9 protein-coding genes are annotated in these 11829 nt (G+C 71.0%); 2 read left to right on the top strand and 7 right to left on the bottom strand.

Features of this window, described 5'->3' with window-relative positions:
• A partial coding sequence (locus VF697_RS13520; RefSeq protein ID WP_331094968.1) for an ATP-binding protein occupies window positions 1-2695 on the top strand: 2695 nt, incomplete at its 5' end.
• Between the two features lie 3 nt (window positions 2696-2698).
• On the opposite strand, the gene VF697_RS13515 is transcribed toward VF697_RS13520, so the two are convergent.
• The 7 genes from VF697_RS13515 to VF697_RS13485 are packed head-to-tail and all read right to left on the bottom strand — an operon-like array spanning window position 2699 to window position 11022.
• Window positions 2699-4006, bottom strand: coding sequence for a DUF58 domain-containing protein (locus VF697_RS13515; RefSeq protein WP_331094966.1), 1308 nt, complete (start codon window positions 4004-4006; stop codon window positions 2699-2701).
• Window positions 4003-5004 carry a MoxR family ATPase gene (locus VF697_RS13510; protein WP_331094965.1) on the bottom strand — a complete coding sequence of 334 codons (1002 nt, stop codon included), beginning with the start codon at window positions 5002-5004 and terminating at the stop codon, window positions 4003-4005. Before VF697_RS13510 ends, VF697_RS13515 begins: the two co-directional genes overlap by 4 nt.
• The gene (locus tag VF697_RS13505; protein ID WP_331094963.1) at window positions 5001-6296 is read right to left on the bottom strand and encodes a DUF4350 domain-containing protein; all 1296 of its coding nucleotides are present in this window, start codon (window positions 6294-6296) and stop codon (window positions 5001-5003) included. Before VF697_RS13505 ends, VF697_RS13510 begins: the two co-directional genes overlap by 4 nt.
• Window positions 6289-8148 carry a DUF4129 domain-containing protein gene (locus VF697_RS13500; RefSeq protein WP_331094961.1) on the bottom strand — a complete coding sequence of 620 codons (1860 nt, stop codon included), beginning with the start codon at window positions 8146-8148 and terminating at the stop codon, window positions 6289-6291. The genes VF697_RS13505 and VF697_RS13500 overlap by 8 nt, the downstream gene beginning before the upstream one ends.
• 1 nt (window position 8149) lies before the next feature.
• Window positions 8150-8422 carry a hypothetical protein gene (locus VF697_RS13495; RefSeq protein ID WP_331094959.1) on the bottom strand — a complete coding sequence of 91 codons (273 nt, stop codon included), beginning with the start codon at window positions 8420-8422 and terminating at the stop codon, window positions 8150-8152.
• A gap of 48 nt (window positions 8423-8470) precedes the next feature.
• The gene (locus VF697_RS13490) at window positions 8471-9355 is read right to left on the bottom strand and encodes a phosphate ABC transporter substrate-binding protein (RefSeq protein WP_331094957.1); all 885 of its coding nucleotides are present in this window, start codon (window positions 9353-9355) and stop codon (window positions 8471-8473) included.
• Window positions 9352-11022 (bottom strand): PQQ-dependent sugar dehydrogenase, encoded by a 1671-nt coding sequence (locus tag VF697_RS13485; RefSeq protein WP_331094955.1) that lies wholly within the window; start codon window positions 11020-11022, stop codon window positions 9352-9354. Before VF697_RS13485 ends, VF697_RS13490 begins: the two co-directional genes overlap by 4 nt.
• Window positions 11023-11132: 110 nt before the next feature.
• Here VF697_RS13485 and VF697_RS13480 point away from each other — a divergent pair, with 110 nt between their 5' ends.
• Window positions 11133-11741, top strand: a complete 609-nt coding sequence (locus VF697_RS13480; RefSeq protein WP_331094953.1) for a DUF2780 domain-containing protein — start codon at window positions 11133-11135, stop codon at window positions 11739-11741.
• The last annotated feature ends 88 nt before the right edge of the window (window positions 11742-11829 follow it).

Below are 11829 nucleotides of genomic sequence, written 5' to 3'. Positions count from 1 at the left end.
GGCCGGGCGGTTGTTGCACCAGCTCGAGCAGGCTCCCGCCTCCTTCGTGGTGATGGACGAGGTGACGGCCGGGCTGCTCGGGTCCGGCTTCCAGCTCTCGCGCACCCCCTCGGGTACCTTCCTGCTGCAAGGCGAGCAGCTGGGCGCGGACGAGTCACGCCCGCTGTTGGGCAGGCCCACCGCCTGCGTGGGCCGGGAGCAGGAGCTGGTCCTGCTCGAGTTCACCTTGACCTCCAGCGCCGAGGAGCCGGCCGCCCGCGCGGTGCTGGTGACAGCTCCGGCGGGGACGGGCAAGTCCCGGTTGCGCCACGAGTTCCTGCGTCGCGTCGAGCGGCGGGCGCAGCCGCCCCTGGTGCTGCTGGGCCGCGCGGATCCCATGAGCGCGGGGGCCTCGTACGGTCTGCTGGGCCAGGCGCTGCGGCGGCTGTGCTCCGTGGGTGAAGGGGACAACCTGGATGCACGTCGGAACCGGCTGTACCAGCGTGTGGCCCAGCATCTGCCGGAGGCGCAGGCCCAGGAGATCGTCGAGTTCCTGGGAGAGCTGTGCGCCATTCCCTTTCCCGAGGAAGGCAGTCCCCGGCTGCGCGCGGCGCGAGGAGACCCGCGGCTGATGAGCGCGCAGGTGGGGAAGGCACTGGCTGCCTTCCTCCAAGCCGAATGCGCTCACTCCCCGGTGCTGCTGGTACTGGAGGACCTTCACTGGAGTGATGAGCTCACGGTGAAGTTGGTGGACGAGCTGTTGAGGGAGCTGGCCGAGCAGCCCTTCATGGTGCTGGCACTGGCTCGGCCCGACGTGAAGGAGCTCTTCCCCGGGTTGTGGTCGCGGCGCGTGCAGGAGCTGGCGCTGCACGGCTTGAGCCGCAAGGCCGGCGCGCGGCTGATTCGAGAGGTGCTCGGGGCGCAGGTGCCCGAGGCCGTCGTCCAGCGCGTCGTGGATCAGTCCGATGGCAACGCGCTCTTCCTGGAGGAGCTCATCCGCATGGCGGCCGAGGGGCGCGGGGAGGAGGCACCCGAGACGGTGCTGGCGGTGCTCCAGGCGCGGCTGATGCGGATGGAGCCGGGGGGACGGCAGGTGCTGCTGGCGGCCAGTCTCTTCGGCCGTAACTTCTGGGCCGGAGGCGTGAAGGCGCTGCTGGGAGGCCAAGGGGGAGGCGAGCGGCTGGAGCACCACCTGCGGGTGCTCGTGGAGCAGGAGATCATCGAGCCGCTGCTGGCCAGCCGCTTTTCCTCGGAGGCGGAGTATCGCTTCCGCCACGTCCTGGTACGGGACGCGGCCTATGAACTGGTGCCCGACAGTCACCGGCCCATGGGCCACCGGCTGGCCGGCGCCTGGCTGGAGCAGGTGGGCGAGTCCGATCCGCTCCCACTCGCCACGCACCACCAGCTCGGGCAGCAGCCGGAGCGCGCCGCCCACTTCTATACCCGGGCCGCCGAGCAGCTCTTCGAGCGCAACGCCCTGCAGAGGGCGCTGTGGTGTGTGGAGGCGGCACTGGCCTGTGGCGTCAGTGGCGAGCCCTTGATCCGGCTGCGCGCCATCCAATCCGTGGTGGTGTACTGGATGAATGAATGGCCGAGCTCGGTGGAGCTCGGCCTCCCGGTCGTGGGGGCACTCAAGGCCGGTAGCTCGCTGTGGTGCAGGTTGATCAGCAACCTGTGCATCGCGACCGCCCATGCGGAGAGCCAGGAGCAGGCGGACAGGCTCTGCGAGCTCCTGATGTGCACTTCGCCAGAGCCCGAGGCGGCCTCCGTCTATATCCAGGCGCTCTCCCAGGTGGCGAGCACGTACACCTGGTCCGGGGACCGCCACAGGGCGGAGGCCCTGCTCGGGCGGGTCATGGAAGCAGGCGCTGCCGTCTTCGCCCAGGATCCTTGGGCGCGGGGGTGGATGCGATACGCGAAGTGCAGCTTCCTCTATTTCTTCGAGGCCCGTCCCTGGCAGGCCTTCACGATGGCCGAGATGGGGATTCGCGACTTCCACGAGATTGGCGCGGAGCGGGACGCGGGCGTGATGCAGACCCTCTCGGGGATGCTGCTGTTCGCTCTGGGAGACCACCCCGATGCGCTGGCGCGGCTGCGGGAGTGCCTGCAGTCCGGTTTGCGTTCGGAACAACACCTCACGGTCCTCTTCGCGCAGCTCTACTTGTCCCTGGCGTTGGCCTGCAGCTCCGAGCCGGCACACCAGCAGGAGGCCTTCCTCCAGATTTTCGATTGGATGGGACGCAACTCCCATTCCTCCAGGCTGGGACTGGCGTACGCGATGTTGGCGAGAGTGATCGCGGGGACGCGCGGAGGTCTCCACGAAGCCGAGGCCTATGCGCGCCAGGCCTGTGAGCTGCTGGGGTCCTTCAAGTCCTACCTGGGCTTCGCGCGCGCCGTCTTCAGCGACATCCTGCTCGTGCAGGGACGCGCCGCGGAGGCGCGGGAGGTGGCGGAACTGGGAGTGCGGGAACTGGAGCAGATGGGCAGCCAGGGCGTGTACGCGGTGACCGTGCGCCTGGCGCTGGCGGAGGCCTGCTTCGCGCAGGGGAATGCCGACGCGGGCGAGGCCGCCCTCCGGGAGGCCTTGCGGTGCGTGCGCGCCCGCGCCAGCGACATTCCGGACGACGCTACCCGTGAGCGCTTCCTGAATCAGGTGCCCGAGAACGCCCGGACCCTGGCGCTCGCCCGCGAGCGGTGGGGCGAGTCCGCGGCGTAGCGCCTACAGGACGCCGCGGGCCTTGATGTCCAGGTAGCGGTTGACGGCGGCGAGGCTCAGCTCGTCGGGCTGCACGTCGAGCATCTGCACGCCTCCGGAGCTCACCTTGGCCTTGAGGGACTCGCGGTCCGTGAGCAGCTCGCTGGCCACGGCCTGCTGGAAGGCCTGCTCGGGGCCGGAGGGCTCGGTGCGCAGCAGGTTCGCCAGGGCCGTGTCCCGCACGGACAGGCACAGCGGCACGTGCCTGCGCGCCAGCCGGTGCAGCGGCGCCACCATGGTGGAGGCCTGCTCCTCGTCGAGGAAGTCCGTGAACACGCACAGCAGACTGCGCCGCGTGAGGCGCACGTTCAGCTCCTTGAAGAGCGCCAGGTAGTCCACGTACGTGAGGCTCGGCGTGGTGGAGTAGAGCGTGTCCAATATCTTCCGGTACTGCAGGCGACCCGCCGCCGGGGGCAGGTACGCCTTCACCCCGTCCGCGAACACCGCCAGCCCCACCCGGTCCCCGTTGCGCACCGCCACGAAGGCCAGGAAGAGCGCCGCGTTGACGGCATGGTCCAGCTTGGTGAGCCCGTCCACCTGCGCCGCCATCGAGCGGCCCGCGTCCACGCAGATGAGGATGGACTGCGAGCGCTCGGACTCCATCACCCGCGTCACCGGCCTCGTGCGTCGCGCCGTGGCCTTCCAGTCCACCTCGCGCACCGAGTCTCCCTGGGCGTAGTCACGCAGGCGCGCGAACTCGCTGCCCCGGCCGTCCCGGCGGAGCTGCCGCAGGCCCAGGTTCACCAGATCCAACGCCGCGCCGGAGAGCAGCAGGCGGCTCGCGCCTCGCAGGTCCGGGTACACCGCCACGTTCTGCGCCGCGGGGAAGTGCCGCTCGTGGAAGACGAGCCCCAGCGGCCCACGCACCCGCACGTGAATGTCTCCGAACCCGAACTTGCCCCGCCTGGCCGGCGACACCCGGTACACCCAGCGCGTCTGGCTGTCCGCCGGCAGGTGCAGCGGGGCCTCGTCGGGGGTGGCGGTGAAGGACTCGGGCACGTCGTCGTGCACGCGCACGTCCACTGCCTGGCCGCCCCGGTGTACCAGCAGCAGCTCCACCTTGTTGGGCACGCCCACGGACAGCCGGGGCGGCAGCTTCCGGTTCACCTCCAGGCGCACCCGGCGCGCCATCAGGAAGTCCGCCGCCGCCAGCCCCAGCGCGAGCACGTCCAGCACCAGCACCGCGCCGCCGAGGCCCGGGAAGAATCCCGCGGCCATCATTGGCAGGGCCAGCAGGCAGAGCAGCACCCACAGGCGCCCGGTGGGAATCACCGGGGGACCTCGACGGACTGCACCACCTCGCGCAGCACGTCCGTGGGCGTGGCCCCGTCCAGCTCCGCGTCCGGCGACAGCAGCAGGCGGTGCTTGAGCACCGGCCCCGCGAGGAAGCGCACGTCATCCGGCGTGACGAAGCCCCGGCCTCGCAGTGCCGCCAGCGCCTTCGCGGCCAGCAGCAGGTGCACGCCCGCGCGAGGGCCCGCCCCCAGGCGGATGCGGCTGGAGGTGCGCGTGGCCGCCACCAGCTTGCGGATGTAGGCGAGCACCGGCGGCTCCACCGTCACCTCGTTGAGCGCCGCCCGCGCCGACAGCAGCCCCTCCTTCGTCACCGCCGCCGTCACCCCCGCGCGCGCCAGGTCGCCCGAGTCGAAGCCCCGGTGCACCGACTCCAGGATGGCGTCCTCCTCCTCGGGCGCCGGGTAGCCCACGTCGATCTTCAGCAGGAAGCGGTCGAGCTGCGCCTCGGGCAGCGGGTAGGTGCCCTCGGACTCCACCGGGTTCTGCGTGGCGAACACCGTGAAGAGGGGGGAGAGGGCCATGTTGCGGCCCTCCAGCGACACGCCGCGCTCCTGCATGGCCTCCAGCAGCGCGGACTGCGTCTTGGCGGGAGCACGGTTGATCTCATCGGCCAGCAGCAGGTCCGTGAAGATGGGGCCGCGCACCAGCACGAAGGACTGGCTCTTCAAGTCGAAGATGCTGGTGCCGAGGATGTCGGCGGGCATCAGGTCCGGGGTGAACTGGATGCGCTTGAAGTCCGCGCTCACGCCGCGCGCGAGCGCCTTGGCCATCAGCGTCTTGGCCACGCCGGGCACGCCCTCCAGCAGCACGTGGCCACCGGCCAGCAGGCCGACGAGCATCAACTCGAGGGGCTCGTCCTGGCCGACGACGGCCTTGCGCACCTCGGCGAGCACGCCCTCGCGGATGGCGTGGGCGGCGGCCACGGCGTTGCTGGTGGCGGTGGGGGAGGTGGGGGCGAAGGTGGGCAGGGTCATGACTCCTCGGAGAGCGAAGCGGTGGGCGCGCTCGGGGGCGGCCCGGAAGGATGGATGCGCTGGCGGAGTACCGCGGCGCGCGAGGCCAGGTGCTGCAACTCGCTTTCGCTGGAGGTGGCCTCGGCGTTGCGAACGACAGCGCGCAGGCCGTTGGCCAGATCCTCCCGCCCGCGTGAGACGAGGCCCTGGGCGACGGCCTTCGCGGGAGCGTGGGCGGGCAGGCCCGCGTGCAGGGCCAACTCCTGGGTGAGGCCCCGGGTGATGAGGCCGGCGGCGAAGGCGTGGTGGCGGCCCTCTCGGTACAGGCGGCTCATGGCGAAGAGGGCGTCCGTGGCGCCCACTCGCACGGACTCGGGCGGAGGCAGCGGCCGGCCGAAGCGCTTGAGGGCCACCGCCCACAGGCACAGCCCCAGCAGCAACTGCGCCACCGCGAAGTGCAGGCCGTAGCGGCGGGCGAAGTCCACCACCGAGCGCTCGTTGGTGAAGCCATGGTGGTGCTCGTCGAACTCGTAGGGGCCCGGGCCCAGGGCGCGCAGGGCGCTCAGCCAGAACTGCGCGTTGTCCGCGCGCGCGAGCGCCTGGTTCATCGCCAGCTCCGGCGCGCCCACCACCAGCACCCGGCCGGCGCCGTACGGCACCACCGCCGCCACCGTCATGCCGAGCGGCTCATCGGCCAGCACCGGCACCGCGCCCTCCTCGGGGAGCGTCAGGTAGGCCTGCACCTTCGCCTCCACGCGCTCCACGCCCAGCGTGTACGGGCTGGAGAGGGGTGGCACGAGCGTGCGCATGGGCAGCGAGGTGTCCGCCTTGGTGAGCTTCACCCCCAGCGCGTCCAGCAGCCGGTTCTCCTTCGAGCCCCAGGGGACATAGAGGAGGGTGTGCCCGGCCCGCACGTGCTCGAGCAGCTTCTCCGCCTCGTCCTCGCTGAGCTCGGGGACGTGCAGCTTGTTGAGGCCGTGGCGGGGCACGTCCTCGTCCTCCAGTCCCTCGTCGCGCTCGGTGGCGAGCGCCGTCTGGTCCGGGTCGTCCTCGCGGGCGTCCTCCACCTCCACCGCGAGCAGCACCAGCGCGCCCGCGCCCTGCATGAGTTGAAGGTCCGCGGTGCGCCGGACGACGGGCAGGCCCCCCTCCTCGGCCAGCAGGTAGAGGCCGCGGGCCCCATCCGGCTGGGCCCGCCAGGTGGAGAGCGTGTCGGCGAAGCCACCCCGCGCCGCGCCGCGCACCAGCCATGAGCCCAGCAGGCCGGTGAGGAGCAGTCCGCCCACCAGGAGCAGGGGGAAACGGTCACGCACGGGCGGCCTCCTGAGGGGTGGAGGTGGCCAGCATGGGGGCGCACAGCGTGCGGAAGTCGCGGTAGCCCTCCATGCCCACCGGCAGGTTGCCGTACCAGGCGAAGTCGAAGCGCCGCGTCAGCTCGCGGAAGGGGGGCAGCCACTCGCGGCGGCCCTTGAACTGGCGCAGGTAGTCCCAGTTGCTCAGCGTGGTGTCGTAGTGGATGACGCCCTCGCGGTGCAGGCGGGAGAGCAGGGCGAGGTACAGGCTGCGCACCGCCTCGCGGTACTCGCCCCGGGCGGCCAGCTCGTCGGCGAGGTGGGCCCAACCCTCGGGCGGACGGGAGAGGGCATTCGTCGGATCCGCCGCCAGCGACGCCGCGTTCTGCGTGCTCACCTCGAGCGCGGCGCCCTCGTCGTCCATCGAGCCCTTGCCGAGCAGCTTCAGCAGCACGAGCACGAGTACCACCAGCGCTCCGGCACCGAGGACCACGAACAGCACGTTGGCCGCGCTCAGGCCACTGCCTCCCGTGTCGGACCTCCGCATCGGCTCCGGATTCGAGCGCTTGAACAGCTCGGCGAGCCATTCGCCCAACCACTTCAGGAATCGCTCCCATGGGCCCAACTTCGCCTCGGCCGTGGGGTCCTGCTTCTCGTCCGTGGGCGCCGGCACCTGGAACTCGGGCCGGGAGAGGATGTCCCGGGCGCTCGCCTGGGCCGCTCGCGCGTCCGCCTGGGCCTTCTCCAACGCCACCGTCTGGTTCGCCAGGGTGACGCCCTGCTCGAGCCGGTCGAGGGCCCCGCAGTCCTCGTCCTGGTACACGGCCTTCTCCACGTCGCGCACGAGCCGCTGGAACTTCTGGGCCTCGGCCGTGCTCAGCGAGGCGAGCGTCTTGCTCCAGGGCTCCGTCTCCGAGGCCTCCAGGTCGCACGTCTCGGCGAGGTTCTCCAGGCGCTCCTCCATGCCGACGGGAGCCAGGGACGCCTCGGCCTCCTGTGCCCAGGCCGGCGAGGCCACCAGCCAGGAGCCCAGCACGGCGAACAGGACGAGCGCCGCCCTGGCCGCCTTCCGGCCGGGGAGCTGCTGGACCGCGGCGAGGAGATCCAACCCCTCCTGGCGCACCCGGCCGTCCACCAGCAGCAGCGTGGACGTGGCGGCGCGCAGGGGCTCGAAGAGGGTGAAGGTGGCGGCCACCAGGAAGACGAGCCAGGGCGCGTTGTCGAGGGAGGCGAAGCGCTCGACGAAGGTGAGGTCGATGCCGAGCAGCTTGCGGCCGATGTAGAGCAGGGCGTTGGCCCCGATGTGGAGGTTGAGGAAGACCAGGAACTGCACGAGCAGCAGCAGGCGCACCCCGGTGGCGCTGCCCCGCGCCGGGCCGAGCATCCGCGAGCACACCCCATACAGGCCCAGGGGGCTGCCCTTGCCCTGCATGGTGGCGGCGTAGCCCACCAGGTGCGCGGAGGCGAAGAAGAAGGCGAAGCCCAGCGAGGCGCCGAGCGACAGCAGGTTGAAGGTGAAGAGGTACGCCACGGCGGACAGGAGGCTGGGCGCGCGGGCCAGCGCGGCGCGCAGCGAGGCCCAGGCCGTGGGCTCTCCGGCGCTCTTGCCGAGCAGCAGCTCCTGGACGTGGTGGCAGGCGGCGCCCTGGAAGAGGCCGCGGGCCAGCCAGGCCAGGGTGAAGAGCAGCGCGGGCAGGCCGAGCTCTCGGTGGCGGGTGACCGCGTCCGTCAGGTGCAGCAGGGCGGCGGTGACGAGCGCCCCGCCGGGCAGGGTGAGGGCCCACACGCCGGAGCTGCGCACGCACACGCGCAGACCAGCGTCCAGGATGGCCACGGCGCCTCGGGGGCGAAGTTCGAGCGCGGAGACGGCCATCTCAGAGCTCCGAGGCCATGCTGGCGAGCAGCAGGACGACGCCGTACACCACGGCGGCCCCCATGAGGGCCAGCAGCACGTTCCCCACGCTCCAGTCGCGGCGCTCCGTCGGCCCCTCGAGCGCCTTCAGCCGCTTCTCGAGACAGTTGGCGCACCGGTTGATGCCCTCGAACTGCGTGGTGCACTCGCGGCAGATGACGCGGCGGCACTCCACGCAGATGCCGAGCCCGGTGCGCTCCGGGTGGTAATGGCAGCGGCCCGAGCCCTGAATCATCCGTCCAGCCTACGCAATCCCGGGCCGCCGGTGCCAGCGGGTCGGAGGCTACTTCGCGGGGAAGTAACCCACGTCGATGACGATCTTCTGTCCCTCGGGCGACAGGACGTAGTCGAGGAAGGCCCGGGTGGCGCCGGTGGCCTCCCGGGGCAGGTAGAAGAAGAGGTCGCGTGCCAGCGGGTAGGTGCCGCTCCGGATGTTGTCCTCCGTGGGGGGAATGGCCTCCGACCGAGCATCCTTCTTCACCTTCAGCTCCCGGATGCCCTTGGCGAAGGCGGCGCCGCCGTAGCCGATGCCGTTGAGCTCTCGGGCCACCGCGTTCACCACCGCCCCCGTCCCGGGCAACGTCTGGGCCCGCACGGTGAAGTCCTCACCCCCGAGCACCTCGTCCTTCACGAAGACGTAGGTGCCCGAGGAGTTCTCTCGCGAGTAGACGACGATGGGTGCGTCCTTGCCGCCCACGTCCTTCCAGTTGGTGATGTCCCCCAGGTAGATGCCCTGGAGCTGTGCGAGGGTGAGGGCCTCCACCGGGTTGCTCGCGTTGACGTAGAAGGTGATGCCATCCCGGGCCACGGTGAGCTCCACCGGACCCTTGGGGTCGCGCTGCCGCAGCTGCTGCTTCTCGGCGTCGTTGATGGGACGGCTGGACATGGCGATGTCCGTGGTGCCGTTGATGAGCGCCGCGATGCCCGTGCCCGAGCCGCCGCCCGTCACCTGGAGCTTCAGGTTCGGGCGCTGCTTCATGAACTGTTCGGCCCAGCGCTGGCCGAGCAGGACCATGGTGTCCGAGCCCTTCACCGTCACGATGTCCACGGGCTCCTCCGCGGCGCGCGGCGTGCCCGCATCCGCCTCGGAGGACCCGAGCGGGCGCCGGCAGCCCGACACCAGGGCGAGGAGCGTGAGGGTGAAGAGCGCGGAGAGCAGCGGTCTCATGGCGTGCCGTCGGTGGCCACCGGCGTGTCCGTTCCAGGAGCCCGGCTCACGGGCACGGGCGCGCCCTCGTTGATCCATCCGGCGACCTCCTCGAGCTGCTCGGGGCTCAGCCCACCGGCGGGCATGGGCGGCAGTCCCGGCGTCGTCCCCTCCAGGCGCAGGTAGAATTCACTCTTCAGGCTCTTGGGGACGACGAAGGGCGAGCGCCCGGGGCGGGGAGCCAGCAGCCGCTGCGCGTTGCCGATGTCATCGCAGCGCGCGAGGCGGAGGTTGCCGGCGTTGCCTCCCGCGGCACCGTGGCAGCTCGTGCAGAGCGGATCGATGATGTCGCGCTGAATCCGGGAGAACGAGTCATCGCGCGTGGCGAGCTCCTGGCAGCGCGCCTCCAGATCGGGGTCCTTGCCCGGATTGACGGACAGGCCCGGGGTGGGGATGCCGTTGCCCTTGGACGGGTCGAAGAACACGCGCAGCACGGTGCCGTTCTTGTCCTCGGCGAGGAAGAGGGAGCCGTCCTTGCCCACGCTCACGCCCACGGGGGCGCCCATGGGCTGCGCGCCCTTCCTGTACCAGCCGTTGATGATCTCCAGGGGCTCGCCCACGGGCCTGCCGACGGCATCGGTGGGAATGGCGACGAGCTTCTGGCCGAAGTCCCGATACCCGTGCCACGTCATGAGCAGCTTGCCCTTGTACCAGTCCGGGAACATGCCGCCGGAGTAGTACGCCATGCCCAGCGGCGCGACGTGGGCGGGGAGCAGCAGCGCGGGCTTGCGCATGCGCGAGCAGTCGAAGCCCTTGAACTCGGGGCTGGCCTTGTTGTCGTCGTAGCAATAGGGCCACCCGTAGTCCTGCCACGGGGTGATGATGTTGAGCTCCTCGTGGGGCAGGGTGCGATCGTCGAGGCTCCGGTCCTTCCTGCTGATGGAGTCGCGGGAGTTCTCGCCCTGCACGAACAGCCCCGAGTCGGGATGGATGGCCAGGGCCATCGAGTTGCGCAGGCCGACGGCGTAGTTGCTCCACCGGGTGGCCGTGCGGTTCGGCCCGGTCAGGGCGTAGCGCCGGATGACGCCGCGGGCGGAGTGGCCCTCCGCCTCGGGGCAGATGCGGCCGTTGGTGGGGCGGTACGCCTTGGTGGTCTCGCAGTTGTCCGAGGCCGAGCCGCGATTGACATACAGGTAGCCCTGCTTGTCGAAGACGAGGGCCGTGAGCGGATGGCGCCCCTCCGTGGGCAGATCCGCGATGACGGTCTCCACCGTGGCCGCGGGATCGGCCGCATCGGGATTGAAGCGGAACACGCGGGAGAGCTCCCCGATGTACAGCAACCCATCCGGGCCGACGGCCGCGCCATGCGGACGATCGAGCCGCTCGAGCACCTTGCGCTTCACATAGGTATGGGTGGCGGGATCCGGAGACAGGCGCCAGAGCGAGCCGCGCTTGGGGACCCAGCCCCCCATGTCAACCACGATCAGGCTGCCATCCGCGAGCGACGTCACCGTGCGGGGAAACCGGAACCCATCGGCGACCACGCCGACGCAGACGCCCCGAGGTGTCGAGACCTCAATCCGGGGCAGTCCGTCACAGTCCCCAGCGGAGGTGTACTTGCCTGTCTGCGCCCGGGCCCCGAGGGGCAGGAAGGCGAGCAACAACCCGAGTGAAAACGCCGTCTTCATGAAGTGAACTCCCGGCGCTGGATACTACTCCACCGAGCCCCCCGGGTTCCGTCCGGCAACGGACGTCCATTCGGGAGGAGGGGAGGTTTTCCGGTGGGGGTGGTGGGCGGTTGGCTAGAACCGCCGCTCCCGAGGACACGGAGGAGAACGGAATGGATCTCATCGGACAGCTCTCGCAGCAACTCGGCGTGGACTCCCAGCAGGCCCAGGGCCTCGCGGGCTCGCTGCTGAAGCTGGTGCAGGGCACGGTGAAGGAGAAGATGGGCGGGGACGCCGCGGACCAGATGGGCAAGGCCATCCCCGAGATGCACGGGTGGGAACAGGCGGCGGCGACCCAGGCGCCTCAGCCCGAGTCCGGTGGCGGCGGCGGGCTGATGGGCGCGCTCGGCGGGCTCATGGGAGGAGGACAGGGGCAGTCCGGGGGCGGAGGCGGGCTGATGGGCGCGCTCGGCGGGGCCCTGGGGGGTCAGGCCGGCGAGATGGCGGGCGTCGTGGCGCTGCTCCAGCGCTTCAACCTCGACGCGGGCAAGGCCTCGCTGGTGGCGCCGCTGCTGCTCAACTTCCTCAAGTCCCGGCTCGACCCGAAGCTGGTCAGCGGCATCCTCGCGGTGATGCCGATGCTCGCCAACCTGGGAGGCGGAGGAGGGGGCGGTTCTCCGGGTGGCGGCTCCCAGGGCGGTGGAGGCCTGGGCGGAATCCTGGGCGGCCTCATCCGCTGAAGCCGTCGGGCTTTCGTTCCAGGAAGGGAGCCTGAAAAAGCACCGCGGCACCCGTCACGGTGGGACGGATGCCGCGGCTTTGGACGAG

Origin of the sequence: Archangium sp., assembly GCF_036388035.1 — a bacterium.
In the GTDB taxonomy this organism is placed as follows: domain Bacteria; phylum Myxococcota; class Myxococcia; order Myxococcales; family Myxococcaceae; genus Archangium.
This window is presented reverse-complemented; position numbering and strand designations above follow the sequence as displayed.